General features: G+C 73.1%; 26 protein-coding genes and 2 pseudogenes. 11 read left to right on the top strand and 17 right to left on the bottom strand.

The window, feature by feature from the left end:
* Window positions 1–30 precede the first annotated feature (30 nt).
* Window positions 31–816 (top strand): electron transfer flavoprotein subunit beta/FixA family protein, encoded by a 786-nt coding sequence (locus K7G60_RS33495; RefSeq protein WP_225804724.1) that lies wholly within the window; start codon window positions 31–33, stop codon window positions 814–816.
* Between the two features lie 33 nt (window positions 817–849).
* Window positions 850–1,002 (top strand): annotated as a pseudogene (locus tag K7G60_RS33490) (electron transfer flavoprotein subunit alpha/FixB family protein); the annotation flags it as partial.
* A 230-nt stretch (window positions 1,003–1,232) separates the two neighbouring features.
* Here the strand turns inward: K7G60_RS33490 and K7G60_RS33485 are convergent.
* Window positions 1,233–1,892 carry an HAD family phosphatase gene (locus K7G60_RS33485; RefSeq protein WP_225804723.1) on the bottom strand — a complete coding sequence of 220 codons (660 nt, stop codon included), beginning with the start codon at window positions 1,890–1,892 and terminating at the stop codon, window positions 1,233–1,235.
* A 190-nt stretch (window positions 1,893–2,082) separates the two neighbouring features.
* Between K7G60_RS33485 and K7G60_RS33480 the strand changes: the two genes are divergently transcribed.
* Window positions 2,083–2,394 carry an STAS domain-containing protein gene (locus tag K7G60_RS33480; protein WP_225804722.1) on the top strand — a complete coding sequence of 104 codons (312 nt, stop codon included), beginning with the start codon at window positions 2,083–2,085 and terminating at the stop codon, window positions 2,392–2,394.
* On the opposite strand, the gene K7G60_RS33475 is transcribed toward K7G60_RS33480, so the two are convergent.
* The 3 genes from K7G60_RS33475 to K7G60_RS33465 all read right to left on the bottom strand — a co-directional run bounded on the left by K7G60_RS33475 (window position 2,380) and on the right by K7G60_RS33465 (window position 5,525).
* A complete protein-coding gene (locus K7G60_RS33475) occupies window positions 2,380–3,369 on the bottom strand; it encodes a sigma-70 family RNA polymerase sigma factor (protein WP_225804721.1) in 990 nt (329 codons plus the stop codon). The two genes, K7G60_RS33480 and K7G60_RS33475, sit on opposite strands and share 15 nt — an antisense overlap.
* Before the next feature lie 84 nt (window positions 3,370–3,453).
* Entirely contained in the window at window positions 3,454–4,161 is a 708-nt protein-coding gene (locus K7G60_RS33470; RefSeq protein ID WP_374115725.1) for a L,D-transpeptidase family protein, read from the bottom strand.
* A 104-nt stretch (window positions 4,162–4,265) separates the two neighbouring features.
* Window positions 4,266–5,525, bottom strand: coding sequence for an MFS transporter (locus K7G60_RS33465; protein ID WP_225804720.1), 1,260 nt, complete (start codon window positions 5,523–5,525; stop codon window positions 4,266–4,268).
* A gap of 62 nt (window positions 5,526–5,587) precedes the next feature.
* Here K7G60_RS33465 and K7G60_RS33460 point away from each other — a divergent pair, with 62 nt between their 5' ends.
* Window positions 5,588–6,568, top strand: coding sequence for a LysR family transcriptional regulator (locus K7G60_RS33460; protein ID WP_225804719.1), 981 nt, complete (start codon window positions 5,588–5,590; stop codon window positions 6,566–6,568).
* A gap of 76 nt (window positions 6,569–6,644) precedes the next feature.
* Here K7G60_RS33460 and K7G60_RS33455 read toward each other — a convergent pair whose 3' ends face one another.
* The gene (locus K7G60_RS33455; RefSeq protein ID WP_225804718.1) at window positions 6,645–7,421 is read right to left on the bottom strand and encodes an alpha/beta hydrolase; all 777 of its coding nucleotides are present in this window, start codon (window positions 7,419–7,421) and stop codon (window positions 6,645–6,647) included.
* A gap of 89 nt (window positions 7,422–7,510) precedes the next feature.
* On the bottom strand, window positions 7,511–8,287 hold the full coding sequence (locus K7G60_RS33450; protein ID WP_225804717.1) for a GNAT family N-acetyltransferase: 777 nt from the start codon (window positions 8,285–8,287) through the stop codon (window positions 7,511–7,513).
* 91 nt (window positions 8,288–8,378) lie between these two features.
* On the opposite strand from K7G60_RS33450, the gene K7G60_RS33445 reads away from it, so the two are divergent.
* The gene (locus tag K7G60_RS33445; protein WP_225804716.1) at window positions 8,379–9,533 is read left to right on the top strand and encodes an adenosine deaminase; all 1,155 of its coding nucleotides are present in this window, start codon (window positions 8,379–8,381) and stop codon (window positions 9,531–9,533) included.
* 172 nt (window positions 9,534–9,705) lie between these two features.
* Entirely contained in the window at window positions 9,706–10,071 is a 366-nt protein-coding gene (locus K7G60_RS33440; protein ID WP_225804715.1) for a hypothetical protein, read from the top strand.
* 75 nt (window positions 10,072–10,146) lie between these two features.
* On the opposite strand, the gene K7G60_RS33435 is transcribed toward K7G60_RS33440, so the two are convergent.
* The 5 genes from K7G60_RS33435 to afsQ1 form a co-directional block, all read right to left on the bottom strand.
* A complete protein-coding gene (locus K7G60_RS33435) occupies window positions 10,147–10,347 on the bottom strand; it encodes a PspC domain-containing protein (RefSeq protein ID WP_225804714.1) in 201 nt (66 codons plus the stop codon).
* Between the two features lie 90 nt (window positions 10,348–10,437).
* The gene (locus K7G60_RS33430) at window positions 10,438–11,019 is read right to left on the bottom strand and encodes a VanZ family protein (protein WP_225804713.1); all 582 of its coding nucleotides are present in this window, start codon (window positions 11,017–11,019) and stop codon (window positions 10,438–10,440) included.
* A gap of 463 nt (window positions 11,020–11,482) precedes the next feature.
* The gene (locus K7G60_RS33425; protein ID WP_225804712.1) at window positions 11,483–12,088 is read right to left on the bottom strand and encodes a hypothetical protein; all 606 of its coding nucleotides are present in this window, start codon (window positions 12,086–12,088) and stop codon (window positions 11,483–11,485) included.
* The gene (locus K7G60_RS33420) at window positions 12,085–13,617 is read right to left on the bottom strand and encodes a HAMP domain-containing sensor histidine kinase (protein WP_225804711.1); all 1,533 of its coding nucleotides are present in this window, start codon (window positions 13,615–13,617) and stop codon (window positions 12,085–12,087) included. Before K7G60_RS33420 ends, K7G60_RS33425 begins: the two co-directional genes overlap by 4 nt.
* Window positions 13,614–14,291, bottom strand: a complete 678-nt coding sequence (gene afsQ1, locus K7G60_RS33415; protein WP_017239746.1) for a two-component system response regulator AfsQ1 — start codon at window positions 14,289–14,291, stop codon at window positions 13,614–13,616. The genes K7G60_RS33420 and afsQ1 overlap by 4 nt, the downstream gene beginning before the upstream one ends.
* A gap of 168 nt (window positions 14,292–14,459) precedes the next feature.
* Here afsQ1 and K7G60_RS33410 point away from each other — a divergent pair, with 168 nt between their 5' ends.
* Window positions 14,460–15,182 carry a SigE family RNA polymerase sigma factor gene (locus K7G60_RS33410; RefSeq protein ID WP_225804710.1) on the top strand — a complete coding sequence of 241 codons (723 nt, stop codon included), beginning with the start codon at window positions 14,460–14,462 and terminating at the stop codon, window positions 15,180–15,182.
* A gap of 299 nt (window positions 15,183–15,481) precedes the next feature.
* Here the strand turns inward: K7G60_RS33410 and K7G60_RS33405 are convergent, their stop codons facing one another.
* Window positions 15,482–16,177 (bottom strand): uridine kinase, encoded by a 696-nt coding sequence (locus tag K7G60_RS33405; protein WP_225804709.1) that lies wholly within the window; start codon window positions 16,175–16,177, stop codon window positions 15,482–15,484.
* A gap of 52 nt (window positions 16,178–16,229) precedes the next feature.
* On the opposite strand from K7G60_RS33405, the gene K7G60_RS33400 reads away from it, so the two are divergent.
* On the top strand, window positions 16,230–16,628 hold the full coding sequence (locus K7G60_RS33400) for a hypothetical protein (RefSeq protein ID WP_225804708.1): 399 nt from the start codon (window positions 16,230–16,232) through the stop codon (window positions 16,626–16,628).
* Window positions 16,629–16,666: 38 nt separating this feature from the next.
* Here K7G60_RS33400 and K7G60_RS39010 read toward each other — a convergent pair whose 3' ends face one another.
* The 4 genes from K7G60_RS39010 to deoC form a co-directional block, all read right to left on the bottom strand.
* Window positions 16,667–18,178, bottom strand: coding sequence for a TerD family protein (locus K7G60_RS39010; protein ID WP_263986609.1), 1,512 nt, complete (start codon window positions 18,176–18,178; stop codon window positions 16,667–16,669).
* A gap of 118 nt (window positions 18,179–18,296) precedes the next feature.
* Window positions 18,297–19,187: an aldehyde dehydrogenase family protein gene (locus tag K7G60_RS33385; RefSeq protein ID WP_225804707.1), complete on the bottom strand. Its 891-nt coding sequence runs from the start codon at window positions 19,185–19,187 to the stop codon at window positions 18,297–18,299.
* On the bottom strand, window positions 19,180–20,616 hold the full coding sequence (locus tag K7G60_RS33380; RefSeq protein ID WP_225804706.1) for an aldehyde dehydrogenase family protein: 1,437 nt from the start codon (window positions 20,614–20,616) through the stop codon (window positions 19,180–19,182). Before K7G60_RS33380 ends, K7G60_RS33385 begins: the two co-directional genes overlap by 8 nt.
* Before the next feature lie 5 nt (window positions 20,617–20,621).
* Entirely contained in the window at window positions 20,622–21,581 is a 960-nt protein-coding gene (gene deoC, locus K7G60_RS33375; protein ID WP_030687418.1) for a deoxyribose-phosphate aldolase, read from the bottom strand.
* 254 nt (window positions 21,582–21,835) lie between these two features.
* Between deoC and K7G60_RS33370 the strand changes: the two genes are divergently transcribed.
* The 3 genes from K7G60_RS33370 (at window position 21,836) to K7G60_RS33360 (ending at window position 24,985) form a co-directional block, all read left to right on the top strand.
* Window positions 21,836–23,512: a hypothetical protein gene (locus tag K7G60_RS33370; protein ID WP_225804705.1), complete on the top strand. Its 1,677-nt coding sequence runs from the start codon at window positions 21,836–21,838 to the stop codon at window positions 23,510–23,512.
* A 97-nt stretch (window positions 23,513–23,609) separates the two neighbouring features.
* Window positions 23,610–24,233, top strand: a complete 624-nt coding sequence (locus K7G60_RS33365; RefSeq protein WP_225804704.1) for a class F sortase — start codon at window positions 23,610–23,612, stop codon at window positions 24,231–24,233.
* A gap of 35 nt (window positions 24,234–24,268) precedes the next feature.
* The gene (locus K7G60_RS33360; protein WP_225804703.1) at window positions 24,269–24,985 is read left to right on the top strand and encodes a PH domain-containing protein; all 717 of its coding nucleotides are present in this window, start codon (window positions 24,269–24,271) and stop codon (window positions 24,983–24,985) included.
* A gap of 190 nt (window positions 24,986–25,175) precedes the next feature.
* Here the strand turns inward: K7G60_RS33360 and K7G60_RS33355 are convergent.
* Window positions 25,176–26,239: pseudogene (locus K7G60_RS33355) on the bottom strand (phospho-sugar mutase); the annotation flags it as partial.

Here is a 26,239-nt window from a genome sequence, read left to right as displayed (position 1 = left end):
AACCACCAGCTTCTCGAAAGGAGACAGGCCGTGACCCTGAAGATCGCTGTCTGTGTGAAGTACGTCCCCGACGCGACCGGCGACCGCGGTTTCGCCGACGACCTGACGACCGACCGCGAGGCCGTCGACGGCCTGCTGTCGGAGCTCGACGAGTACGCGGTCGAGCAGGCGCTCCAGATCGCCGAGGAGGCCGACGACGCCGAGGTGACCGTCGTGACGGTGGGCCCGGACGACGCCAAGGACGCGCTGCGCAAGGCGCTGTCGATGGGCGCCGACAAGGCCGTCCACGTCAACGACGAGGACATCCACGGCTCCGACGTCATCGCGACCTCCGCGATCCTGGCCAAGGCCCTGGAGAAGACCGGCTTCGACCTGGTCGTCTGCGGCATGGCATCCACCGACGGCACCATGGGCGTCCTGCCCGCGCTGCTCGCCGAGCGCCTGAGCCTGCCGCAGGTCACCCTGCTGTCGGAACTCTCCGTCGAGGAGGGCCTGGTGAAGGGCCGCCGCGACGGCGACGCCGCCACCGAGCTCCTGGAGGCCCCGCTGCCGGCCGTCGTCTCGGTCACCGACCAGTCCGGCGAGGCCCGTTACCCGTCCTTCAAGGGGATCATGGCCGCCAAGAAGAAGCCGGTCGAGGAGCTGGACCTGGACGACCTGGGGATCGACGCCGAGGAGGTCGGCCTCGCCGGGTCCTGGACCCTGGTCGACGCCGTGGCCGCCCGCCCGGCCCGCACCGCCGGCACGATCGTCACGGACGAGGGCGACGGCGGCAAGCAGCTCGCCGCCTTCCTCGCCACCCAGAAGTTCATCTGACCCACCGTCACCCCACCTCAGGAGCAAGGAAACATGGCTGAGATCCTGGTTCTCGTGGACCACGCCGACGGTGCGGTCCGCAAGCCGGCCCTCGAACTGCTGACCCTGGCCCGCCGCATCGGCGAGCCCTCGGCGGTCGTCCTCGGCGCCGGCGAGGGCGCCGCCCCGGTCGGCGCCCCCCGCGGCGGGGGGGGGGCGGGGGCCCCCCCCCGGGCCCCCGCCGGCCACGCCGCGCCCCCGCCGCGACCCGCAGTACCGGCGGGGTCGCCGGCCGGACCGGGCCCCGGTGCGGGATCGCCGACCACAGGTGGTCGCCGGCCGCCGTCAGGGGACCGGCGAGGACCTCGGCGGTGTCCGTCGCCGTCCGGTACGCGTGGTCGCCGTCCCGTACGCATGGAAGAGCCGGGACCGGTCGGTCATCGCCGGGCCCCCGCCAGCAGGGCCGGGAGCTCGCGCATGTCGTCGAAGACGACCGTCCGCTCGCCCATGAGGCGGTCCGCGCGGGTCAGGCCCCCGCAGTAGCCGAAGGCGCGCATGCCGGCCGCGCGGGCGGCCCGGACGCCGTACGGGCTGTCCTCGACGACGGCGCAGCGCTCCGGCGGGACGCCCATCGTGGCGGCGGCGTGCAGGAACAGGTCCGGGGCGGGCTTGCCGCGTGCGACGTCACGGGCGCTGAAGATCCGGCCCTCGAACCGGTCGAGCAGGCCCGTACGGCCCAGGTTGCGCCGGATCGAGCCGTGGCTGCCGTTGGAGGCGAGGCAGTACGGCACCTCCAGGGCGTCCAGGACGGCCGTCACGCCCTCGACGACCGTGAGCTCCGCGTCCAGCGCCTCCTCGTACAGCGGCCGGAACGGCTCGTGCCAGTCCGCGGGCAGCGGCTCGCCGCGCCGCTCCTCGACCAGCGCCGTCCAGATCTCGGTCGGGGAGCCGACGAAGTGCTCGACCAGCTCGGCCTCCGAGAACTCGGCGCCGAGCCGCGCGAACACCTCCCGGTCGACCCGGCAGTAGATCCGCTCGCTGTCCACCAGAACACCGTCACAGTCGAAGATCACCAGTTCGACGCGATCATGAGTCATGGCCCGAGCCTAGCGATGCCCGGCGATCCGGCGGTCGGGTCCCGGAGGCCGCCGGTCCCGCCGCGGGCGAGGTGCCCGGAGGAAACCCCGCCCTTCCGCGCGGGGACCGGACGGCACTGCGCCGGCGCCCGGATCCGCGCCTCCGCCCGTGATCACGGAGCCCCGGATCCGACCCGGCGCATCCCGTCCGATGAGTTACGGGCGCCGCGCCGGTCTCCCCGTCGTGGACACCTCTCGCGCCCTCGAACTGCGGCTCTCCGGGCCCCCCGCGCCCGACGACGTCGGGCGGCTCTGCGCCCTGCTCGACGCCGCCGAGCCCACCGTCGTCGTCTGCGAGATCGGTGGCCTCGCGCCGCCCGGCCTCGCCGCCGTCGACGCCCTCGCCCGGCTGAAACTCGTCGCCCGACGGCGAGGGCACGACCTCCGTTTCGAGGGAGCGGGACCCGAGCTGCGGGCCCTGCTCCTCCTCACCGGTCTGGCCGGACCCCTAGGAGACGTCTAGGGCCTGGGCGTCCAGCCGCGCCGGGAGGTCGAAGAGCGGGAACCAGCGCTCGGTGTCCAGGAAGAAGTCCATCCCGGCGACCTTGCCGTCCCGCAGCTCCAGGACGATCAGCGCCCACGGGCTGAAGCCGCCCGCCGGATCCGGGTGGTAGTGGGCGAAGGCCGGGGAGCCGTTCGCCACGGTCGCCACCAGCTTCGAGCCCCGGCACACGTCGCCGACGCCCAGCATCCAGCCGACGATGTCGTCGTGGCCCTGGAGCCACAGGTCGTACGGCGGCATGGACATCGTCGCGTCCTCGTGGAGGAGCGCCGTCAGCGCCTTCATGTCGTAGCCCTCGAAGGCCGCGACGTAGCGCTCCAGGAGCGCCTGCTGCTCCTCGTCCAGCGGGTTCGCCGGGTCGGAGGCGGCCGGCGCCTGCTCGGCGAGGGTCGCGCGGGCCCGCTGGAGGGCGCTGTTGACGGAGGCGACGGAGGTGCCGAGGAGCTCGGCGACCTCGCTCGCCTTCCACGCGAGGACCTCGCGCAGGATGAGCACGGCCCGCTGCTTGGGCGGCAGGTGCTGGAGCGCGGCCACGAAGGCGAGCCGTACGGTCTCGCGGGAGACGGCCGTCTCCGCGGGGTCGCCGGCCGAGGGCAGGACCCGTCCGTCGGGGACGGGCTCCAGCCAGGTGATCTCCGGCTGCTTGACGAGCTGCGCCTGCGCCACCGGCGTGGGGGAGGTCAGGTCCATCGGCCGTGCCCTCCGGTTGCCGGCGCTCAGCGCGTCCAGGCAGACGTTGGTGGCGATCCGGTACAGCCAGGAACGCAGTGAGGAGCGGCCCTCGAAGGAGCCGATGGACTTCCAGGCGCGGACCATCGTGTCCTGCACCGCGTCCTCCGCCTCGAAGGAGGATCCGAGCATCCGGTAGCAGTAACCGGTCAGCTCCCTGCGGTACTTGTCGAGATCGTCGGTCGTCGCGGTCGCGGTCTCACTCATCGGGCCCACACCCCACTCACCCCTCACCGGCCCCCGTTCGGAGCCGGTGAGAGGGAAGCTACCGCAGGCGACTGACAGCCGGGGTCAGGTTCCCGGCTTGCGTCCGTAGACGAAGACGTCGTCGCCGTTCCTGAGCAGGTTCCAGTACGCCTTCGCGTCCGCCGGGCGCATGTTGACGCAGCCGCCGGAACCCGGCGGGTTCCACATGGACTTGGTGGTCGAGTGGAAGGCCTGGCCGCCGTCGAAGAACTGCGAGTACGGCATGGAGACGTGGTAGATCGTCGACCAGTGGTTGATGTTCCGCCAGTAGATCTTCTTGGCGCCGGTACGGGTCTCCGTGCCGTCCTTGCCCGTGCGGACCGGCACCGGCCCGTACTTGAGGCGCGAGCCGTCCTGGATCCAGCTCAGCTGGCGGGTCAGGTCGACGCAGGCGATCCGGCCCTTGTTGGTCGGGCACTTGCCGGCCCTGTTGGGGTTGGTGCCCGCCGCCCTCTGCTGGATCATCGTGTTCATGGTGCGCCACGTGACCGGCCCGGCGTACCCCATGGTCGGGGTGATGCCGTGCTTGCGCTGGAAGGCCTGGATGGCCTGACAGTCGGCGAGCGACTGGCGCCCGTCGACCGTCCGTCCGAGGAACTTCTCCACCTGCTTCTGGTACGGCCCCGTCGTCACGTTGCAGGACGCCGCCTGCGCCGGGGCCGCACCGAGCGCGATCGTCATCGGCACCACGAGTGACGTGATGCCGGCGGCGATGCCCGCCCTTCTGGCCATGTGCCGCGCGATTCGTTTCATGATCGTCAACTCCCCCTAGAGTCCCTGCGTTTGAGGACGTACGGGGGAGTGTGACGGTTGCGGTGCGGCTTGGGGAGACCCCGACGGGTACCGGTGGCCGGTTCCTACGCCGCCGCCGGGCGCAGCCGCCGCGCCTCGACGCGCGCGCTGTGCGAGCCGTACAGCGTGACCGAGACGACCCCGAGGACCGCGACCAGGCCGATCAGGACCGTGCCCGCCCAGCCGCCCGCGTGGAAGGCGATCGCGCCGAGCGTGCCGCCCGCGCTGCTGCCCAGGTAGTACGCGGACTGGTACAGCGCCGAGGCCTGCGCGCGGCCCGTCTTCGCGGTGCGGCTCACCGAGGAGGAGGCGACCGCGTGGCCCGCGAAGAAACCGGCCGTGATCAGGACCAGGCCCACCAGCACGGGGACGAGCGCGTCGGACAGCGAGAACAGCAGGCCCGCCGCCGTGGTCGTGACCGCCAGGTACAGGGCCCCGCGCCGGCCGAGCCGCCCGACGAGCCTGCCGGCCGCCGCCGAGGAGACCGTGCCGACCAGGTAGATCAGGAAGATCGAGCCGATCACGCCCTGCGGCAGCGAGAACGGGGCCTCCACCAGGCGGTAGCCGATCACCGTGTACACGGCGCCGAAGACCGTCATGAACAGGGCGCCGATCACGTACAGGCGCATGAGCAGCGGGTCGGAGAGGTGGCCCCGGACGGTCCGGGCGAGCGCCTTCGGGTTCAGCGTGCCGGGGGTGAAGTGCCGGGCCCTCGGGAGCAGCGCCCGGAAGGCGAGCACGCAGGCCAGGGAGGTCAGGCCGACGGCGGCCAGACCGGCGCGCCAGCCCCACAGCTGGGCGACCCAGCCGGTCACGAGCCGCCCGCTCATGCCGCCGATCGAGTTGCCCGCCACGAACAGGCCGATCGCGGCGATCAGCGCCCTGGGCCGCACCTCCTCGGCGAGGTACGCCATCGCGGAGGCCGGGAGGCCGGCCAGCGCGGCGCCCTGCACGGCACGGAGCACGATCAGGGACGTCAGGTTCGGGGCGAGCGGCACCAGGAGCGCCACGGCGACCGCGACCGAGAGGGAGGCCGTCATCATCGCGCGCCGCCCGAAGCGCTCCGAGAGGGCGCTGAGCGGCAGGACGCAGAGGGCGAGGGCGCCGGTGGCGGCGGAGACCGTCCAGGAGGCGGCGGAGGCGGTGGCGCCGAACTCGGCCGAGATGGCCGGGAGGAGGGCCTGCGTGGAGTAGAGGAGGGCGAAGGTGGCCAGTCCGGCGGCGAAGAGCGCGAGGCTCATCCGGCGGTAGCCGGAGGCGCCGGGGGCGAGGCGGGTGTCGGCGGACGCGGTGGTGGCGGCCGCCTTGGTACTGGCGGAAGGCATGTCACGAACGTAGGCCGGTCCGTTTCATGCGTCCAATGCACGGAACTGCTGTAATCGTTCCTATGGTGCATGAGTACAGGTCACAGCCTCGCCTGTCACCGAACAGTAACGAAGAAGACATGGGACTGCTGCTCGCGCCGCGACTCGCGTACTTCGCCGCCGTCGCCCGGCACGAGCACGTGACCCGCGCCGCCGCCGAGATGGGCGTGCCGCAGTCGACGCTCTCGCGGGCCATGGTCCGGCTGGAACAGGACCTCGGCGTCACCCTCTTCGCCCGGCGCGGCCGCACGGTCTCCCTCACCCCGGCCGGCCGCCGCTTCCTCACCGCCGCCGAGCGGGCCCTCGCCGAGGTGGAACGGGCCGCCGAGACCGTACGGGCCGACGCCGACCCGGCCGCCGGACGCGTCGCCTTCGGCTTCCTGCACACCATGGGATCCGAGACCGTCCCCGGCCTCATCCGCGCCTTCCGCGTCGACCACCCGAGGGTCCGCTTCACCCTCGTCCAGAACTACGGCGAGGCCATGATCGAGCGGCTGCGGGCCGGTGACCTCGACCTCTGCCTGACCTCGCCCGTCCCGGACGCCCCCGACCTGGTGGCCCGGCGCCTCGACGAGCAGCGGCTGCGGCTGGTCGTCCCGGACGACCACCGGCTCGCCGGCCGCAAGCGGGTGCGTCTCGCCGAGGCCGCGGACGAGACCTTCGTGACCCTGGAGCCGGGGTACGGGCTCCGCCGCATCACCGACGACCTGTGCGCCGAGGCCGGCTTCAAGCCCCGGGTCGCCTTCGAGGGCGAGGAGGCCGAGACCCTGCGCGGCCTCGTCGCCGCCGGCCTCGGCGTCGCCCTGCTGCCCCCGCCCGCCGTCCCCCGCCCCGGCGTCGTGGAACTCACCGTCACCGCGCCGCGGGCGGTCCGCGAGATCGGCGTGGCCTGGCTCGACGGCCACCCGGACACGGCCCCGGTGGCCGCCTTCAAGAAGTTCCTGCTGAGCAGACGCGGCCACCTGCTTCCGAAGGAGCCGCTGGAGCCCTCGCCGCCTGCGTGAGCCCTTCAGGGAGGCCTCACCTCCGGCGCGAGTTCCCCGGGAGGTCCTCACCTCCGGCGTGAGCTCCCCGGGGACCTCACCGTCGGCGCGAGCTCCCGAAGCCCGCCGCCAGCGGCATCCGCAGGCCCAGCGGCGGGGGAGCGGCCATCGCGTCGGTCACCGGCCGGGCGACCGGCCGGCAGAAGAGGGCGCCCAGCACGAAGTCCGCGGCCAGCGCCCGGACCTCGTCCGCGTACTGGCGCAGCCCGTGGCCGTCCGAGTGGACCTCGAAGCGGCAGGTGTCCCGGTTCGCCTTCTTCGCCCGCTCGGCGAACCGGAACGACAGCTCCGGGTCCGTCCGCGCGTCGTTCGTGCCGTGCACGAGCAGCACCCTGCGCCCCACCAGCTGCCGCACCGGCTCCGGCTCCGCCGCCACGTCGTCCTCGGGCAGCCAGGGCGCGAGCGCGAGCACCGCGCCGACCGCCGGGTGCCCGGCCGCCCGCAGCGCCGCCCGCGCCCCCATCCCGTGGCCGACGAGGCCGACCGGGACGTCGCCGTAGCGCCGCACCACCTCCGCGACCGCCCAGGAGGCGTCCGCCGCGAGGTCCGCGTCCGTCCCGTTCCAGCCGCGCGCCCGGTAGCGCACCACGTGCGCGGCGAGCTCCTCGGAGCGGCCCGCCCGGACCAGGCCGCGCCCCAGCGGAAGCATCGCCGCGTGCGCCCGCGCGGACGCCTGCCGTGCCGACACCGGCTCGCCGTCCGGCAGGAGCAGCACCACACCGCCCACCGCCGCCGACGTGCGGGAACCTCCAACAGGCCGTCCGAGCCGGGGTCTCCGTGCCGCGGGCGGCGCCACGAGTGCGAAGTGCGCCATGACAGAACAGTCTCAGAAGGCGAGGTGTACGCAAGCCGTACGCGCGGTCTCTGTTACGTATCGCCGGGCCGCGGTCCGAACGGCCCTTCTCAGGGCGTCCGTTCGAAACGGGCCACCGAGCCGACGCGCGCGAAGCCCTTCCGGCCGTACCAGGTGTGCGGCCAGTCGCCCGAGAACGCGGTGAGGAAGCGGGTCCCGCAGCCCGCGTCGGCGGCCTCGCGCAGCGCCGTGTCGAGGACCTTCCCGGCGTACCCCTGCTTCAGATGGGCCTCCACGGTGACCAGGTCCTCGATCTGCGCGATCCCGGTCTCCGGGGTCATGTACAGGTCGACCCACGCGGCCACCTCGCCCTCCGGGGTGTACGCGGCGAAGAACCGCACGTCGTCGGCGCCGCGCCGCCGTGCGAGGCGCCGCTCCACCAGGTGCTCGATCTGCTCCGGCGTCGCCTGCGGGGCGAACCGCGGCCAGGAGGCGGCGACCGGCCCGCGCAGCTCGTCGAAGTCGACCTCCCGCGCCCCGCCGTGCTCCGGCACCGGTCCGGTGTGCGCCATGAGCAGCGTGGTGGCCTGCCGGAACCCGGCCCGCTCCATGGGCGCCGCACAGGCGGCGGCGACCGACTCGTCGAGGACGTACGCGAAGCGGTACGGGAGATGGCCCTGCGCCTCCTCCGTGTACCCGGCCAGCGCCTCCGGGTCCACGGCCCCGTAGGCGAGCACGTGGTTGTTCCCCCGGGAGTGCCGGTAGGCGTCGTCGAGCACCGCGACGGCACCGGGGAACTCGACGGTACGGGCCGCCTGGCGGCGGTGGAAGTCGGACAGGAAGCCGTGGATCCGCTGCAGTTCGGACGCGGGGGCGGTGGAGGTCATGGGCGCAGGCTAGGCGGACCGGCACCAGGCCGCCACGAGAAATCCGGCGCCACGACAGGTGTTCTACGCGCGTAGGGGCTAGAGTGCGGAAATGACGAGCCAGACCCCCAACGTCCCCACCGCGGACCAGATCCGCCGTGCCCCGAAGGTGCTGCTCCACGACCACCTCGACGGCGGACTGCGCCCCGGCACGATCATCGAACTCGCCCGGGAGCAGGGCTACGAGCAGCTCCCCGAGACGGAGCCCGACAAGCTCGGCATCTGGTTCCGCGAAGCCGCCGACTCCGGCTCCCTGGAGCGGTACCTGGAGACCTTCGCGCACACCTGCGCCGTCATGCAGACCCGGGACGCCCTCTTCCGCGTCGCCGCCGAGTGCGCCGTCGACCTCGCCGAGGACGGCGTCGTGTACGCCGAGGTGCGTTACGCCCCGGAGCAGCACCTGGAGGGCGGACTCACCCTCGAAGAGGTCGTGGAGGCCGTCAACGACGGCTTCCGCGAGGGCGAGCGGCAGGCCAGGGCCGCCGGCCACCGCATCAGGGTCGGCGCCCTCCTGACCGCCATGCGGCACGCCGCCCGCGCCCTGGAGATCGCCGAACTCGCCAACCGCTACCGCGACTCCGGCGTCGTCGGCTTCGACATCGCGGGAGCCGAGGCCGGCTACCCGCCCACCCGGCACCTCGACGCCTTCGAGTACCTCAAGCGGGAGAACAACCACTTCACGATCCACGCCGGCGAGGCCTTCGGGCTGCCCTCGATCTGGCAGGCGCTCCAGTGGTGCGGCGCCGACCGGCTCGGCCACGGCGTCCGGATCATCGACGACATCGAGGTCGCCGACGACGGCTCCGTCCGCCTCGGCCGCCTGGCGGCCTACGTCCGCGACAAGCGCGTCCCGCTGGAGATGTGCCCCTCCTCCAACCTCCAGACCGGCGCCGCCGCCTCGTTCGCCGAGCACCCCATCGGCCTGCTCCGCACGCTCCACTTCCGGGCCACGGTCAACACCGACAACCGGCTGATGAGCGGGACGAGCATGAGCCGGGAATTCGAGCTGCTGATCGAGGCATTCGACTACACGCTCGACGACATGCAGTGGTTCACGGTCAATGCGATGAAATCAGCGTTCATTCCTTTCGATGAACGACTCGCCATGATCAATGAGGTGATCAAGCCCGGATATGCCGAGCTGAAGTCCGAATGGCTGTTCCAGCAGACCGCCACGACCAGCGAGTCTTCCCGTAAGACGGGCTGAAAAGCGTCCCGCGAAGGGGGCGGAAGCGGCCGGGCCGGTGCGACACCCGGCCGCTTTCCGGTGTTTGCGAAGGCGACGTTCGCTGGTTAGGTTGCAGAGCCGCTCTCGATTCCCAGGATTTCCCCTCCCGGCTTTTTTCGAAGCCCCCGGATTCCCCAAGGAAGATTTTCTGATGAAGCAGTCTGCCGCCAAGAAGCTCGGTGTCGCCGCTCTCGGTGCCGCTTTCGCCGCTGCCGCCGCCGGCACGGCCTCCGCAGCACCGTCCCTGCCGCTCGACGCCGACGCGCTGGGCACGGTGACCCAGGCCGTCCCGCTCGGTGACGGCCTCACCACGCTCCCGGACGGCGCCGCCGAGTCCCTCGGTGCCGGCCAGGGCGCCCTCGGCCAGGGAGTCGAGCAGGGCGTGAAGACCCTCCCGGCCGCCGCCGGCCAGGCCACCCAGAACGCTCCGCTCGGTGCCGCGACCGGCGCCCTCGGCTCCACCCCGCTCGGCGGCCTCCTCGGCGGCCTCCCCCTCAACGGCCTTCCGCTCGGCTGACCCCGGCCGTACACGCCGAAGGGGCGCGCACCCGGGGATCCGGGTGCGCGCCCCTTCGGCGTGCTCGGCCGGTGACTACCAGGCCGTGCGCGCGCTCTTCTCCGCCGGCAGGAAGATCCACAGGCCCAGGTAGATCAGGAACTGCGGGCCCGGCAGCAGGCACGAGGCCAGGAAGATCAGACGCATCGTCGTCGCGGAGGTGCCGAAGCGCCGGGCCAGCGCCGCGCACACTCCGCCGAGCACGCGTCCGTCACGGGGGCGGGTCAGTGCGGCCATGGTGGGCTCCTTCGGAGTCGGTCCGGGAGCCGCTCCTCCGGGCTCCCGATGACTCCATACTGCTGCCGGGCAGGGGGACGAGGCGTCGGTCTACGGGGCGATCGGGACCCTGGAAATCGTCGGGGTCGCACCCTGAGGGGCCTCGTTCCGCAGCAGGGCGGAGCCGCCGTCCGGCGTGGTCCCCGCGGAGGAGGACGGCCTGCCCGCCTCCCACCTGCGGCGCAGCCGGGTCCGGCCGGCCGGGACCACCAGGAGGTGCGCGAGCGCGACCCCCGCGGTGTTCAGGAGGACCGAGTCCACGTCCACCACCTGGCCCGGCACCGCGGTCTGCAGGAGCTCCACGGCCAGCGACACCAGCGCGCCCGCGGCGGTCGTACGGGCCAGGGAGGCCCACCCCGAGACGTGGAGCCGTCCGTCGGCCATCGGGAACAGCACCCCCAGCGGGGCCAGGAGCAGCAGGCCCTCGCCGATCAGCCGGGCCGCCTCGGTCCCGCCGAGCGCGAGGACGGTCCGCAGGCCGTGCAGCGGGATCGTGTTCGGCGCGGTCACCCAGGCCACGTCCCGTGGGCGCAGGCTGACCCAGGCGACGAGCAGCAGATGCGCGAGGAGGAGGGCGAACCCCGCCACGCGGACGACCACGGCGGCACTGCCGCCCGAACCTTGACGCTGCACGCCCTCCAAGACGCCCCCGACAGCGGAATCGGTTCCGCCGCCCGCTACGGCCGACCACTCCGCCGGGACGGCACCCCCCGTTGTGGGCGGTCGCTCCGCCGGGACGGCGCCCACCCCCGCTCCCGCCGCCCCCCGTTGTGGGCAGGCGTTCCGCAAGGGGCGGAACGGGTGGGCACAACGGAACGGCGCCCCTGCCGGCGCCCGAGGCTCATGGGCCTGAACCTGCACCGACAGGTACGGCGCACACGTGGTGCGGGTCAAGGCGCGGAACGCGGAGGCGCCGCTGAAGGGCGCCGTCCCGTGTGCCCACCCGCCCCGCCCAGCGGGACGCCTGCCCACACGGGCGCGGGCGGGGGCACCGCCCAGCCGGGCGCGGGCCCGCACGGGCAGGTGGGCCGGGGCGCCGCCCGCACGGCGCGGGGCCGTCGTACCGGCCGGTCGGGTGCGGGGGCTCGTGGTGGGGTCAGGGTGCCGACGGCCCGGGAGTCGGGGCCGTCGGCGGGGCGGAGCCGGGACGTTCACGCAGCTCCGTCGTGCAGCGGTACCGCTTCGGCGGGTACGCCCCCGGCCCGCCGAGCAGCACCGTGTGCCCGCCCGCCCCCGCCGAGCTCTCCGCGAAGGTGCAGACGAGCTGCGAGAGCGCCGTCGGCGCCAGGTCCTCCGGCTGCCGGCTGAGCCGCAGCGTGCCCGCGGGGTCGCCCCGGCGCCCGTCGCCCACGGTCAGCGGCCCGCGCACCTCGGTCGTGAAGCCGGCCTGCCGCTCGCTCTCGGAGGGCTCGGCGAGCAGCTGCGCGAGCAGCCCCCCGGCCGTCCGCACCGGGTCGCCGCCCGCCTTCTCCTCCGGCAGCGGCGACCGGCGGTCCACCGCCTCCAACTGGGAGCCGCAGACCAGGAACACCCGGACCGGCACGCCCTGCGCGGCCGTCTCCGTCGCACCGTCCTCGGTCACGCTGCACGGCACCCGCGACGGTGCCGCGCCCGCGTCCACGGGAACCGACGTGGTCCGGATGCCGCAGCCGGTGACCAGCGCCGTGAGCGCGGCCGCCAGGACAAAGACGCGACGCCTCACTCTTCCTCCACCTCGCCCTGGCTGCTGCGGGTCCGCACCTCGCGCGTGATCCCCGAGGCGTCCAGCGGCAGCCGCAGCACGAACACCGCGCCGTCGACCTTCCCGTCCTCGCCGACGGAGTTGGACGCCGTGATGGAACCGCCGTGGATCAGCGCGTTCTCCATGGCGATCGACAGGCCGAGCCCGCTGCCGTCGGACCGCGGCCGGGACGCGCTCGCCTTGTAGAAGCGGTCGAAGACGTGCGGCAGCACCTCCTCGGGGATGCCCGGGCCGTGGTCGCGCACCGCGATGACCAGCTCGTCGTCGTCCGTGCGGACCGAGACCCGGACCGGCGAACCGCCGTGCTTGAGCGCGTTCCCGATGAGGTTCGCCAGGATCACGTCGAGGCGCCGCGGGTCGAGCGGCGCCACGATCCCGCGCTCCGCGTCGAGCTCCACCGCGTCGAGCCAGGCCCGCGCGTCGATGCACGCGGTGATCTGGTCCGCGATGTCCACGTCGTCGAGGACGAGCCGCGCGGTGCCCGCGTCGAAGCGGGTCACCTCCATCAGGTTCTCCACCAGGTCGTTGAGGCGCCGGGTCTCGCTCACCACGAGCGCCACCGCCGGGGCGATCATCGGGTCCAGGGAGTCCTGCTCGTCCTCCAGGACCTCGGTGACGGCCGTCAGCGCGGTCAGCGGGGTCCGCAGCTCGTGCGACATGTCGGCCACGAACCGCCGCGAGGACTCCTCCCGCGCGCTCATGTCCGCGACCTTCTTCTGCAGCGACTCGGCCGCGCTGTTGAACGTACGGGAGAGGTCGGCCAGTTCGTCCGCGCCGGAGACCCGCAGCCGGGTGTCGAGCTTGCCCTCGCCGAGCTGCCGGGCCGCCTCGCCCAGCCGGTGCACCGGGCGCAGCACGGTCGTCGCCGCGACCTGCGCGAGCAGCACCGAGCCGACCACCGCGAGCGCGGTGGCGATCCCCAGGGACCAGGCGAGCGAGTTCAGATCGGCCTTCTCCGCGGCCAGCGACTTGAACATGTACCCGGCGGGCCCGCCGCCGTCGATCCGCGTCCCGCCGACCAGGTACGGCGTCCCGTTCCGCTCCGTACGCTGCCAGAACAGGTGGTACGGATACGGATTGGCGTCCGTCACCGTCCGCTTCGTGTCCACGGCCTCGCGCAGCGAGCGCGGCACGTCGGCCAGGGTGAAGTCGTCCGGGTCCGAGGCGCCCACGATCGGCTTGCCCGCGGCCCGCTCGCCGAGCAGCAGCACCTGGTAGTTCGCGGAGCTGTCGGTCGCCATCTGCTCGGCGGTCCGCCGCAGGTCGTCCTGGGTGGGCCGGAGCGGCAGCGCCGCCGCCCGGTTCTGCATCTCCTGCCGGAAGTCGCCCAGCGCACTGTCCTGGGTACGGGTCAGCACCGCCTCGCGGTTGAGCCAGTACGCGATGCCGGAGGCGGCGACGGCCGCGGTGAGCGCGACGAGGGCGAAGACGACGACGAGCCGCAGCCGCAGGCTCGAGAACCGCAGCCGCGCGTAGATCCCCTTGCTCACGCAGGAACGTCCAGCCGGTAGCCGACGCCGCGCACGGTACGGATCAGCGTCGGCGAGGACGGCACGTCCTCCACCTTGGCGCGCAGCCGCTGGACACAGGCGTCGACGAGCCGCGAGTCGCCCAGGTAGTCGTGCTCCCACACGAGCCGCAGCAACTGCTGGCGGGACAGCGCCTGTCCGGGCCGCCGGCTCAGCTCCAGGAGCAGCCGCAGCTCGGTCGGGGTGAGCTGGAGGTCCTCGCCGTTCTTGGTGACCGTCATCGCCGAACGGTCGATCACCAGGGAGCCGTACGTCGCCGAGTCCGTCGACTCGCGCTCCCCGCGCCGCAGCACGGCCCGGATGCGGGCGTCGAGCACCCGCCCCTGCACCGGCTTGACCACGTAGTCGTCGGCACCGGACTCCAGCCCGACGACCACGTCGATGTCGTCGCTGCGCGCGGTCAGCAGGATGATCGGCAGCTGGTCGGTCCGGCGGATCCGCCGGCAGACCTCGAAGCCGTCGATGCCGGGCAGCATGACGTCGAGCACGACCAGGTCCGGCCGCTGCTCACGCAGCAGCTGGAGTCCGTCCTCGCCCGTCGCGGCGGTGGCCACCCGGTGGCCCTGCCGGGACAGGGAGAGTTCGAGGGCCGTGCGGATGGCGTCGTCGTCCTCGATCAGCAGCAGAAAAGGCACGGCGTCATTCTGTCGCATGGGCCGTCCGAGATCGACCGCTCGTGGACCCGCTTCTGTTCCGTCGCCTGTGACACGGCTGTGACAGTCGGCGGACAACGCCATGAAGTCCGGGGGGCAAGCTTCTTGGCACACGGACCGAAACACACTCCAACCGACGGGGGGCGCGAGATGAACGCACTGCACAGCACCACCTCAAGCGCAGTTGTCACGCGTCTCCACGACGTCGCGCGGAGCACGGAGAAGTCCGGCGGTGTGAACGGGCGGGGGTGCGTTCGCAGCGTCGGGCGTCAGCGCAAGGCGCCGTACATGGTGGCCGTTGCTGACGGGGGAGCGGCGTACGGGGAGGTCACGGGGGAGCGCACGAGCTGCTCGGAAGCCGAGTTCACGGCTTACGTGCAGGAGCGTCGTGCCTCCCTGTACGCCACCGCCTACCACCTCACCGGTGACCGTTTCGAGGCCGAGGACCTGCTCCAGAGCGCGCTGTTCTCCACGTACCGCGCCTGGGACCGGATCAGCGACAAGGCCGCCGTCGGCGGGTACCTGCGTCGCACCATGACCAACCTGCACATCAGCGCCTGGCGCCGGCGCAAGCTCAACGAGTACCCGACCGAGGAGCTGCCGGAGACGGTCGGCGAGACGGACGCCATGCGGGGCACGGAGCTGCGCGCGGTCCTGTGGCAGGCCCTGGCCCGTCTGCCCGAGCTCCAGCGGACGATGCTGGTGCTGCGCTACTACGAGGGCCGGACCGATCCGGAGATCGCGGAGATCCTGGACATCAGTGTCGGCACGGTGAAGTCGAGCATCTGGCGCTCGCTGCGGCGACTGCGCGAGGACGAGGTGCTGAGCTTCGGCCGTGACGAGGAGGAGTCCTTCGGCGAGCTGGTGGCCTGAAGGTCGGGGGAGCCCGGGGCCGACGGGGAGACGCGGTCCGGGGCGTACGGGGGAACACGGGGGACCGTACGGGGGTACGGGGAAACGACGCGGGTCGTACAAGCCGGGGGGCTTGTACGACCCGCGTCGTTCGTCGTGGCTCAGACCGCTGTCGGCAGTCGTTCCGCTCCCGCGCCCCCGTTGTGGGCAGTCGTTCCGCTGGGGCAAGGGGGACCCCCTTGCCCCAGCGGAACGACTGCCCACACGGCGGGTGGCGGGGGGCACCGCCCCGCAGGGCGCAGCGCCCGCGCGGCGGTCGGTCAGCTCGCTGCCGGTGTGCGGTGGCGGCCCGCCGCCGCTGCCGCCAGCCGCCCCAGCGCCTCCGGCTTCGCGCAGGGGTGCGCGCCCAGCGCGGTCTGGCGGGCGACGATCGCGCGCTCGGCGCGCATCAGGCGCCAGCCGCGGCGCAGCAGGAACGGCACGGACTTGCGGCCCTCGCGGAGGTCGCGGACGAGCCGGCGGCGGAAGGTCGTCGAGGGGCGGCCGCGCAGGCAGAGCGCGTCCGCGAGGACGTCGAGCTCGCGGCAGCGGGTCACGATCTCGGCCGCGAAGATCCCCTCCGCCACGAAGAGCGGGGTCCGCCCGATGTCGAGCCGCTCGCGGTCCACCCGGGAGCTGGTGGCGATGTCGTACACGGGGACGTCGGTCCGTCCCGTACGGCACAGTTCGACGATCGCGGCGACGGCGGCGTCCGCGTCCCAGGACCGTGGGGAGTCCCAGTCGATGTCCGTGCTGCCGTCGACGAGCGGGAGCGACGGGTCGTCGCATTCCTTGTAGAAATCGTCGAGGCGCAGGACCGGGAGGCCGGTGACGGCGGCGAGGGACGACTTGCCGGAGCCGGAGGGGCCCGCGAGCAGGACGACCCGGGTCGGGATCGGTTGGGAACTCACGGAACACCAGTGTGAGGCATTCCCCCGTCCAGGGGACCACCGAGGGAGGCCGTTGGTATCGAGCATCACACCTCGACTACTGTCGGTGCCCGTTCGCTCACCCGCTGGAAGGACCTCCATGGCGCGTCACACAGAACCCCGGGCCTCTCGCCGCAGTGCCCTGCTGAGGGCCGGTCTCGGCGTCACGGCGGCGGGCGCCGCGGTGTTCGGTGCCGGCGCCGCGGCCCAGGCCGCCGCCCCCGTGCCGCTGCCCGTCGACTCGCTGAGCAGGACGGACGCCGGAGCGGCCGGGGCGGGCGCGCTGGAGGGCGTCACCCACGGCGTGGGCCCGCTGACCCGCCTCCAGCTCGACCCGCTGGCCAACACCGGCGTCGACCCGCTCGACAACGGCCTCGGCACGCAGGTCGCCGACTTCAAGCCGGTCGGCACGAACCTGGTGACCGACCACGTCACGAAGGGCGGGGCCGTGGCCGACCTGCCGGTGGCGGGTCCGCTGACGCAGCAGCTGCTTCCGTAACGGGAAGGGGCCGACTCGGCCGGGCGCTTCCGGCGGGGTCACCCGCGGGAGCGGCGCAGCCAGCTCAGGGCCCTGCGGGGCTCGGACGGCTGCCCCGGGGCGCCGAAGCTCCCTCCGCCGCTGTGCGGCTGTACGTCCTTGAGGCGCGCGCTCCACGCCCCCTCGCCGTGGACCACCACGACGAGGACCGGGCCCTCGGGCATCGGGACGGTGTCCCGGCGTTCGCCGATCTCGCTGATGACCGAGCCTCCGGAATTCGGCAGCGTGGTGGTGTCCGTGTGCCCCGCCAGCTTGTGGAAGCGGACGATGAAGTTGCTGTCGCCTCGGTAGTGGAAGGCGACGTCCGCCGTCCCCCCGGTGTGGAGCAGGATGTCGGGGCCCCAGGTCTCCAGGCGGCGCTCCGACAGCCGCCGGGCCTCCGACAGCGGCAGGACCCGCAGCTCCCACGAGCCGCTCGCCTGCAGCCGCAGGCGCAGCCGCCCGTGCGCGGGCACGGAGGTGAGCACCCGGCCCCGGAAGCCCTTCTCGGTGGTGCTGACGAGGGACGACCCCTTGGCGTTGGAGTCGTCGAGGGGCCACAGGCCCTGGTACCCCTCGCCCTTCAGCGTCACCTCGACCATCACGGGACCGGGCGGCAGGTCCTTCTCGGTGATCACGTCGCTGTCCCGGCCGGTGACCGTGCGCGGCTTGAAGACCGGCCCGCACGACCAGGCCGACGCGTCGGGCCGCGGCGCGGCCTCGGGAGGCGTCGCCGGGGCCGCCTCCGCGCGGGCGCGGGCGTGTTCCGCCGCCAGGGCCCGGATCTGGTCCGGCGTCATGTCGAGGAGCTGCTCCCGGGTAGGACGCAGGGGAGCGGGCGGCGCGGACGGCTGCGCCGGGGCCGGGGGGTCCGGCACCGGGGCGGGCGCGGGGGCCGGTGCCAGGCCCTGTGCGGCGGGCGGGGCAGGAGCTTGCACCGGGACCGAAGCCGGGGCCGGGGCCGGGGTCGCGACCGGGGCCTGGATCGCGGCGGGGTCCTGCGCCTGGGCAGGCCGCGGGGCCTCCCGCGGTTCCTCGCTCACGTCCACCCCGTGGTCCGCCGCCAGGCCGGTCAGCCCGTCGACGTACCCCTGTCCCACCGCGCGGAACTTCCAGCCGCCCGAGCGGCGGTACAGCTCCGCGAGGACCATCGCCGTCTCGTCGCCCGCGTCGGTCACCTCGTACGCCACGACCGTCGTGCCGTCGGGGCCGAGGACCTCCACGGAGAGCCCGCGCGCGTCCCGCAGCGCGCCCTCCTCCGTCGACGCGACCAGGAGGACGCGGGCCACGGCCTCCTCGACGCCCGTGAGGTCGGCGTCGAGCCACACCGTGCCGTCCTCGTCCTCGGCGAGCCGTACCGCGCCCGACGCGTGGACGGGCGCGCCGGGGAAGACGATGTCGGCGTCCCCCCGGACCCTGCCCGTCTCCGTCACGAGCAGTGCCGCCACGTCGATGCCGCCGCTCCGGACGGCGACGCGCAGCGCGGCCGTCGGGACGAAGGCGTTGTCTCCCTTGATCAATCCCCTCATCATGAGCGGATCCTGTGGCCTGCCGCGTCCCTGGGGCAAGCCCCTCGCGGGGGAAGGGGGGCCGGGAACGCGGAACGGCCCCTGGGCAGTGCTGCTGCCCAGGGGCCGTTCCGTGCGGCGGCTAGTACGAGGAGCCGCTCGCGCCCAGCGAACCCGTGGGGTGCCAGACCGTCTTCGTCTCCAGGAAGGCGGTCATGCGGTCCGTGCCGGGGGACTCCGCGAAGTCCTCGGTGCGGGGGCGCAGGACGCGCTTCAGGTTGTCCGCCGCCGCGATCTCCAGGTCGCGGGCCAGGTCGGCGCCCGCGCCCGTCAGGTCGATCGCGTTGACGTCCTGGTGGGCCGCGAGGTGCGGGCCCATCTCGGAGGCCTTGCCGGAGAGGATGTTGACCACGCCGCCGGGGAGGTCGGAGGTGGCCAGGACCTCGCCGAGCGAGAGCGCCGGGAGCGGGGCCTTCTCGCTGGCGATGACGACGGCCGTGTTGCCCGTCGCGATCACCGGGGCGATCACCGAGACCAGGCCCAGGAAGGACGAGTCCTGCGGGGCCACGATCGTCACGACGCCCGTCGGCTCCGGGGTCGACAGGTTGAAGTACGGGCCCGCCACCGGGTTGGCGCCGCCCACGACCTGGGCGATCTTGTCGGTCCAGCCCGCGTACCAGACCCAGCGGTCGATCGCGGCCTCGACGACCACGGCCGCCTTGTTCTTGGAGAGGCCCTCGGCGTCCGCGACCTCGTGCACGAACTGGCCCTTGCGGCCCTCCAGCATCTCGGCGACGCGGTAGAGGATCTGGCCGCGGTTGTACGCGGTGGCGCCCGCCCAGCCGCCGAAGGCCTTGCGCGCGGCGACGACCGCGTCACGGGCGTCCTTGCGGGAGGAGAGCGGCGCGTTCGCCAGCCACTTGCCCTTCGAGTCCGTCACCTCGTACACCCGGCCGCTCTCGGAGCGGGGGAACTTGCCCCCGACGTACAGCTTGTAGGTCTTGAAGACGCTGAGGCGATTCACATCAGACATCGAGGTAGGCCTCCAGACCGTGGCGGCCGCCCTCGCGGCCGAAGCCCGACTCCTTGTAGCCGCCGAAGGGCGAGGTCGGGTCGAACTTGTTGAACGTGTTGGCCCATACGACACCGGCCCGGAGCTTGTTGGCGACCGCGAGGATGCGGGAGCCCTTCTCCGTCCAGATGCCGGCCGACAGGCCGTACTGGCTGTTGTTGGCCTTCGCGACGGCCTCGTCGGGGGTACGGAAGGACAGCACCGACAGGACCGGGCCGAAGATCTCGTCGCGGGCGATGGTGTGCGCCTGCGTGACGCCCGTGAAGAGCGTCGGGGCGAACCAGTAACCGGCCGAGGGGAGCTCGCAGGCGGCGGTCCAGCGCTCGGCGCCCTCCGCCTCGCCCTGCTCCACCAGCGAGGTGATGCGGGCCAGCTGCTCGGACGAGTTGATCGCGCCGATGTCGGTGTTCTTGTCGAGCGGGTCGCCGAGGCGGAGCGTCGACAGGCGGCGCTTGAGGCTGTCGAGCAGCTCGTCCTGGATCGACTCCTGGACGAGGAGGCGCGAGCCCGCGCAGCAGACCTGGCCCTGGTTGAAGAAGATGCCGTTGACGATGCCCTCGACGGCCTGGTCGATCGGGGCGTCGTCGAAGACGATGTTGGCGCCCTTGCCGCCCAGCTCCAGGGTCACCTTCTTGTCCGTGCCGGCGACCGAGCGCGCGATGGCCTTGCCGACGGCGGTCGAGCCGGTGAAGGCGACCTTGTTCACGCCCGGGTGCTCGACGAGGGCGGCGCCCGTGGCGCCGTACCCCGGGAGGATGTTGACGACGCCCTTGGGCAGGCCCGCCTGGCGGCAGATGTCCGCGAAGAACAGGGCGGAGAGCGGGGTCGTCTCGGCCGGCTTGAGCACGACCGTGTTGCCGGTCGCGAGCGCCGGGGCGATCTTCCACGCCAGCATCAGGAGCGGGAAGTTCCACGGAATGACCTGGCCGGCCACGCCCAGCGGGCGCGGGTTCGCGCCGTAGCCCGCGTGGTCGAGCTTGTCGGCCCAGCCCGCGTAGTAGAAGAAGTGCGCGGCGACCAGCGGGAGGTCCGCGTCGCGGGTCTCCCTGATCGGCTTGCCGTTGTCCAGGGTCTCCAGGACGGCCAGCTCGCGGCTGCGCTCCTGGATGATCCGGGCGATCCGGAAGAGGTACTTGGCGCGCTCGGAGCCGGGCAGCGCCGACCACTTCTCGAAGGCCCTCCGCGCCGCCTTCACCGCGCGGTCCACGTCCTCGGCGCCCGCCTGGGCGACCTCGGAGAGCACCTCCTCGGTGGAGGGGGAGACGGTCTTGAAGACCTTGCCGTCGGCGGCGTCGACGAACTCGCCGTCGATGAAGAGGCCGTAGCTCGGCGCGATGTCGACGACCGAGCGCGACTCCGGTGCCGGTGCGTACTCGAATGCAGATGCCATGTTGATCAGTCCACCGTCACGTAATCGGGGCCGGAGTAACGGCCGGTCGCCAGCTTCTGACGCTGCATCAGCAGGTCGTTGAGCAGGCTGGAAGCGCCGAAGCGGAACCAGTGGTTGTCCAGCCAGTCCTCGCCCACGGTCTCGTTGACGAGAACCAGGAACTTGATCGCTTCCTTGGTGTTGCGGATGCCGCCGGCCGGCTTCACGCCGATCTGCACGCCGGTCTGGGCGCGGAAGTCGCGCACGGCCTCCAGCATGAGGAGGGTGTTCGCCGGGGTGGCGTTGACCGCGACCTTGCCGGTCGAGGTCTTGATGAAGTCCGCGCCGGCCATCATGCCGAGCCAGGAGGCGCGGCGGATGTTGTCGTACGTGGAGAGCTCGCCGGTCTCGAAGATCACCTTGAGGCGGGCGCGGTCGCCGCACTCCGCCTTGATCGCGGCGATCTGCTCGTACACCTCCATGTACCGGCCGGCGAGGAAGGCGCCACGGTCGATGACCATGTCGATCTCGTCGGCGCCGGCGGCGATGGCATCGGCGGTGTCGGCCAGCTTCACGGGGAGCGCGGCGCGCCCGGCCGGGAAGGCGGTGGCGACCGAGGCGACCTTGACGCCCGAGCCCGCGACGGCGGCCTTGGCGGTGGCCACCATGTCGGGGTAGACGCAGACGGCGGCGGTCTTCGGGGTCGTGCGGTCGGTCGGGTCGGGGTTGACGGCCTTGGCGGCGAGCGCCCGGACCTTGCCCGGGGTGTCCGCGCCTTCGAGCGTCGTCAGGTCGATCATGGAGATGGCCAGGTCGATGGCGTACGCCTTGGCCGTGGTCTTGATCGAGCGGGTGCCGAGGGACGCGGCGCGCGCCTCCAGGCCGACGGCGTCGACGCCGGGCAGCCCGTGGAGGAAGCGGCGCAGCGCACTGTCGGACGCGGTCACGTCGGCGAATGCGAGAGCTGCGGGTGCAGTGGTGGGCATGGTCACCAGTCGAGCATATCTACGCGCGTAGCGACCTGTACAGGGGAGCGCGTTCCGCAGAGCGCGAGGTCACACAGGAGCGAAAGGCCCAGTGACGGCTGTCACATGCCTGTGACGCGGAGCGGACGGCTCCCCCATACAAGATCTTTAGATTCTTCATCAGCAGCCAGCGAGAACTCACCGGCCCTCCCCGAAGAGATGTCAGCGGCATGCGGCTCTTCTCCATCCGCCACCGAACCTCTTCGGGAGTCGTTATGCGCACCGCCCTTCGCACCGCCCTCGCCACCGCGCTCGTCGCGGGCGTCGTCGCCACCCCGGTCCTCGCGGCCGGCAGTGCCTTCGCCACCGGTACGGCCCCGGTGCCGGTTGAGAAGCCCGCCGAGCAGCCGGTGGAGAAGTCGGTCGAAAAGCCGGCTGCCGCTGCCGCCGCGCCGTCCCCGAGCGCCTCGGCGCCGGCTGCCGCTCCCGCCACCGCCGACCCCGCGAAGGGCACGCTGGTCCGCACCCAGACCCTCGTCACCGGCACCGTCGCCAAGATCTACAAGGTCAGCGCCCTGCACCACCGTGCGGAGCTCTTCTGGCAGGGCAACCCCGTCGGCGTCCTCGACGCCAACACCCGCAGCACGGCCGGCCAGAACAACGGCGAGTTCCTCGTCCTCAACCCGGACGGCACCACCCACAACTGGACCGGCAACACCGCGCCCGGCACGCCCGGCGTCTACCGGCTCGCCGACGGCACCCTCGTCCAGCTCGCCAAGAAGGACGGCCGCTTCGGCCTCCAGGTGATCGAGAACGGCACGGGCCGCGGCTACACCTACGTCACCGGCGTCCGCTCCGTCTGGACCTTCGGCAAGGCCGTCGTCGTCCTTGAGCAGAATGGTTCCTTCTCCGCGTACGTCCCCGGCGCCGCCCGCCAGGCCGCCCCGCAGCCCGTCGCCACCGACGGCTACGTCCGCACCGAGAAGCTGGAGGGCGGCGGCGAGGCCAAGATCTTCAAGGTCTCCGCCGGCCACCACCGCGCCGAGCTCTACCAGCAGGGCAAGCACGTCGGCACCCTCGACGCCGACCACTGGTCGGTCGCCGCCAACAACAACGGCGCCTTCTTCGTCCTCAACTCGGACGGCAGCAGCCACGACTGGGTCGGCAACTACCTCCCGGGCGCCAAGCCCGGTCAGTACAAGCTCGCCAACGGCGTCCGTCTGGAGATCGTCCACAAGGACGGCCGCTGGGGTCTCCAGGAGATCCGCCTGGGCCACGGCACCGGCGTCTCCTACCTCAAGGGCGACCGCCAGGTCTTCCACCTCACCGGCGGCGGCCTCGTCGTCCTGGAGCGCGACGGCGGGCTCGCCGCCTACATCCCGGGGTCGTCCCGGCAGTCCGCCCCGATGCCGTTCACCCGTGACGACGAGTGCACCGTCATCACCACCGTCAGCATCGGCGCGGGCACCGAGGCCGAGCTCACCATGTCCCCGAACGGCCCGACCGCCACCTTCCACGACGCCGGCGACGACAAGCAGGTCTTCTCGAAGCTCGACCGCAAGCACCCTTCGCTCCCGACGAGCGCCGGCATCATCGCCCGCATCGACAACCCCTTCAGCGCCACGCCCACCCTCTACACCAAGGTCGAGGGCGGCGTCGGCAGCAAGGGCGGCTCGCACGCCTTCCCGAAGATGCCGAAGGGCTGCACCCTCAACCCGGTCACGGGCGGCACCACCGTCCCCACCGGCAACAACGGCAGCAACGGTTCCACGGGCACCACCGGCGGTCAGACCTCCGTCGTCCCGCAGGGCGGCGTCGCGGCCGGTGCCGAGCTCGGCACCACCGAGACCGACTCCACCGCCCTCTACGCGACGGGCGCCGGCGCGGCCTCCCTCGCCGCCGCGGGCCTCGGCTTCGTCGTCCTCCGCCGCCGGGCCGGCGCGCGCGGCTGACCCACCGCCCCGAGCTCACCCCGCCCCGGCCGGCCGCCGCGTCCCCACGCGGCGGCCGGCCACACCCCGTCACCCCAGCCGTTCGCCCGGAGCAGCCATGAACACCCGCACCCGTACCGCCGCAGCCCTCCTCCTCGCGCTCGTCGCCCTCACCGGCTGCTCCACCGGCGCCACCACCCGCGACACGACCCTTCCCGCCCGGGTCGCCGAGGCCGCCGCCCCCGCGTCGACGAAGAGCGCCGCCGCGGTCGCCCCGCTCGGCCGCTCCCTGCCCGTCCGGGTCACGCTGCCGTCCGCCGGGGTCGACACCGGCCCGATCCTGAACCTCGGCCTCAACGCCGACGGCACCGTCGAGGTGCCCTCGGTCGCGGACGCCGAACGGATCGGCTGGTACGACAAGGGCGTCACGCCCGGCGAGACCGGCCCCGCCGTCCTCATCGGCCACTTCGACACCGCCCGCGGCCCGGCCGTCCTCAAGAACGTCTCCCGGGTCCGGGTCGGCGACGAGATCACCGTGACCCGCGCCGACGGCACGAGCGCCGTCTTCCGGGTCCGGGAGCTGGAGCAGGTCGACAAGGACGCCTTCCCGACGGCCAAGGTCTACGGCGACACCACGCGCCCCGAGCTGCGCCTCGTCACCTGCGGCGGAGAGCTGGTCGACGGCCACCGGCCCGACAACATCATCGTGTACGCGGATCTGGTGGCCGCGCGGGCCGCCTGAGCCCCCGCCCGCCCTCCTGAGGCACAATCGGCGGCATGACGACCCCCGAGCCGACCCCCGAGCCCAGCCACGAGCCGAGCCGCGAGTCGACCCCCGAGCAGCCGTCCGCAGGGCAGACCCCCGCCGGGCAGGGCTCCATCGCGCCCGCCCCCGCCGACAAGGTCCACCGGTCGCCCCTCGGCATCGCGAGCGGGATCTTCCTGCTGCTCCTCGCCGCCCTGTTCGCCGGGGACGCCATGGCCCGCGGCGAGGGCCGCACACCCTGGTTCGCGCTCGCGGGCCTCGTCCTCGCCGTCCCGCTGATCGTCGCCTTCACGATCCGGCCCGCCGTGTACTCCAACGAGGACCGGCTCCGCATCCGCAACCCGTTCCGGTCGATCGTGCTGCCCTGGGCCGCGGTCGCCGACGTCCGAGCCGGCTACTCCAGCGAGGTCATCACGCAGGAGGGCGCCAAGTACCAGCTGTGGGCGGTCCCCGTTTCGCTGCGGCAGCGGAAGAAGGCCGCCCGCGCCGCCGCCCGCGCCTCCCAGGACGATCCGCACGGCCGTACCTCCGTCACCGCCGACGTACGGGACAGCGCCTCCCGGATCGCGCCGAGCGACAAGACCGTCGCCGATCTGCGCGAACTCGCCGAGCTGCGCGCCACCGCCCCGGGCGCGCAGGGCGAGCCGCAGGTGCGCTGGGCGTACGAGATCCTCGGCCCCGCCCTGGCCGGGCTGCTGCTGCTCGTCATCCTGCTCGCGACGGGCTGAGCCGGGTCCCGGGTCCCGGGTCCCGGATCCCGGATCCCGGGTCCCGGGTCCCGGGTCCCGGGTCCCGGATCCCGGATCCCGGATATTGAATCCGGATATTGGATCTGGGATCCAAAGCCGCACAAGCCGAAGGGCCGGTACGGAATCGCTTCCGCACCGGCCCTTCCGCGTGCCCCGTCCGTGGCGTGTCCTACAGCCCGGCGGCCTCGGACAGGTCCCGCTTGATCGCGGCGAGCAGCTCCGCGCCCGTCGCGCGGGCCGCCGCCAGCTCGCTCGCGTCGGCGACCGGGACGACGACCTCCAGGTAGCACTTGAGCTTGGGCTCGGTGCCGCTCGGGCGGACGATCACCCGGGCCTTGTAGTCGCCCTCCAGGTGGTAGCGCAGCCCGTCCGTCGGCGGCAGCGACTCCGTGCCCTTCGTCAGGTCCTCGGCCGAGACGACCGTCAGACCGGCGAGGGAGACCGGCGGCCGCTCGCGCAGCGCGGCCATCGCGTTCGCGATGATCCCCAGGTCCTCGACCCGCACCGACAGCTGGTCCGTGGCGTGCAGCCCGTGCGCCACCGCCAGGTCGTCGAGCAGGTCGGTCAGCGTCCGGCCCTGCTCCTTCAGCACCGAGGCCAGCTCGGTGACGAGCAGCGCCGCCGTGATGCCGTCCTTGTCGCGGACGCCCTCCGGGTCGACGCAGTAGCCGAGCGCCTCCTCGTAGCCGTACCGCAGGCCGTCGACGCGGGCGATCCACTTGAAGCCGGTCAGCGTCTCCTCGTAGCCGACGCCCGCCGCCTCGGCGATGCGGCCGAGCAGCGAGGACGACACGATCGACTCGGCGAAGACGCCGGTGACGCCCTTGTGCACCAGGTGCGCGGCGAGCAGCGCGCCGACCTCGTCGCCGCGGAGCATCCGCCAGCCGCCGTCGGCGGAGGCGTCCGGGACGGCCACGGCGCAGCGGTCGGCGTCGGGGTCGTTGGCGATCACGATGTCGGGGTCCACGGCCCGGGCGGCCTCGAAGGCCAGGTCCATGGCGCCCGGCTCCTCCGGGTTCGGGAAGGCGACCGTCGGGAAGTCCGGGTCCGGGTCGGCCTGCTCGGCGACGAGCGCGGGCGGCGGGAAGCCGGCCCGGGCGAACGCGGCCGTCAGGACCTCCTTGCCGACGCCGTGCATGGCCGTGTAGACGGTCCGCGCGGTGCGGGGGGAGCCGGGGGTCAGGACGGCGTCCGTGCGCTCCAGGTAGGCGTTCAGGACCTCGTCGCCCAGCG

This window comes from Streptomyces sp. NK15101, from assembly GCF_020400725.1.
Classification (GTDB): Bacteria; Actinomycetota; Actinomycetes; order Streptomycetales; family Streptomycetaceae; genus Streptomyces.
Note: the sequence above shows the minus strand (reverse complement) of the source record. Positions and strands in the feature narration are given on the sequence as shown.

What these genes read in the sequence shown, in the direction of transcription:
- K7G60_RS33480 (WP_225804722.1), top strand. Translation starts at nt 2,083, where the DNA reads ATGAGTTACGGGCGCCGCGCCGGTCTCCCCGTCGTGGACACCTCTCGC.
- K7G60_RS33360 (WP_225804703.1), top strand. Translation starts at nt 24,269, where the DNA reads ATGACGACCCCCGAGCCGACCCCCGAGCCCAGCCACGAGCCGAGCCGC.
- K7G60_RS33435 (WP_225804714.1), bottom strand. Translation starts at nt 10,347, where the DNA reads ATGGCCGCACTGACCCGCCCCCGTGACGGACGCGTGCTCGGCGGAGTG.
- K7G60_RS33475 (WP_225804721.1), bottom strand. Translation starts at nt 3,369, where the DNA reads ATGAGTGAGACCGCGACCGCGACGACCGACGATCTCGACAAGTACCGC.
- K7G60_RS33450 (WP_225804717.1), bottom strand. Translation starts at nt 8,287, where the DNA reads ATGACCTCCACCGCCCCCGCGTCCGAACTGCAGCGGATCCACGGCTTC.
- K7G60_RS33380 (WP_225804706.1), bottom strand. Translation starts at nt 20,616, where the DNA reads ATGGCATCTGCATTCGAGTACGCACCGGCACCGGAGTCGCGCTCGGTC.
- K7G60_RS33405 (WP_225804709.1), bottom strand. Translation starts at nt 16,177, where the DNA reads ATGCTCGATACCAACGGCCTCCCTCGGTGGTCCCCTGGACGGGGGAAT.
- K7G60_RS33440 (WP_225804715.1), top strand. Translation starts at nt 9,706, where the DNA reads ATGAAGCAGTCTGCCGCCAAGAAGCTCGGTGTCGCCGCTCTCGGTGCC.
- K7G60_RS33445 (WP_225804716.1), top strand. Translation starts at nt 8,379, where the DNA reads ATGACGAGCCAGACCCCCAACGTCCCCACCGCGGACCAGATCCGCCGT.
- K7G60_RS33455 (WP_225804718.1), bottom strand. Translation starts at nt 7,421, where the DNA reads ATGGCGCACTTCGCACTCGTGGCGCCGCCCGCGGCACGGAGACCCCGG.
- K7G60_RS33370 (WP_225804705.1), top strand. Translation starts at nt 21,836, where the DNA reads ATGCGCACCGCCCTTCGCACCGCCCTCGCCACCGCGCTCGTCGCGGGC.
- K7G60_RS33365 (WP_225804704.1), top strand. Translation starts at nt 23,610, where the DNA reads ATGAACACCCGCACCCGTACCGCCGCAGCCCTCCTCCTCGCGCTCGTC.
- K7G60_RS33400 (WP_225804708.1), top strand. Translation starts at nt 16,230, where the DNA reads ATGGCGCGTCACACAGAACCCCGGGCCTCTCGCCGCAGTGCCCTGCTG.
- K7G60_RS39010 (WP_263986609.1), bottom strand. Translation starts at nt 18,178, where the DNA reads ATGATGAGGGGATTGATCAAGGGAGACAACGCCTTCGTCCCGACGGCC.
- K7G60_RS33470 (WP_374115725.1), bottom strand. Translation starts at nt 4,161, where the DNA reads ATGAAACGAATCGCGCGGCACATGGCCAGAAGGGCGGGCATCGCCGCC.
- K7G60_RS33385 (WP_225804707.1), bottom strand. Translation starts at nt 19,187, where the DNA reads ATGTCTGATGTGAATCGCCTCAGCGTCTTCAAGACCTACAAGCTGTAC.
- K7G60_RS33485 (WP_225804723.1), bottom strand. Translation starts at nt 1,892, where the DNA reads ATGACTCATGATCGCGTCGAACTGGTGATCTTCGACTGTGACGGTGTT.
- K7G60_RS33460 (WP_225804719.1), top strand. Translation starts at nt 5,588, where the DNA reads ATGGTGCATGAGTACAGGTCACAGCCTCGCCTGTCACCGAACAGTAAC.
- K7G60_RS33410 (WP_225804710.1), top strand. Translation starts at nt 14,460, where the DNA reads ATGAACGCACTGCACAGCACCACCTCAAGCGCAGTTGTCACGCGTCTC.
- K7G60_RS33465 (WP_225804720.1), bottom strand. Translation starts at nt 5,525, where the DNA reads ATGCCTTCCGCCAGTACCAAGGCGGCCGCCACCACCGCGTCCGCCGAC.
- deoC (WP_030687418.1), bottom strand. Translation starts at nt 21,581, where the DNA reads ATGCCCACCACTGCACCCGCAGCTCTCGCATTCGCCGACGTGACCGCG.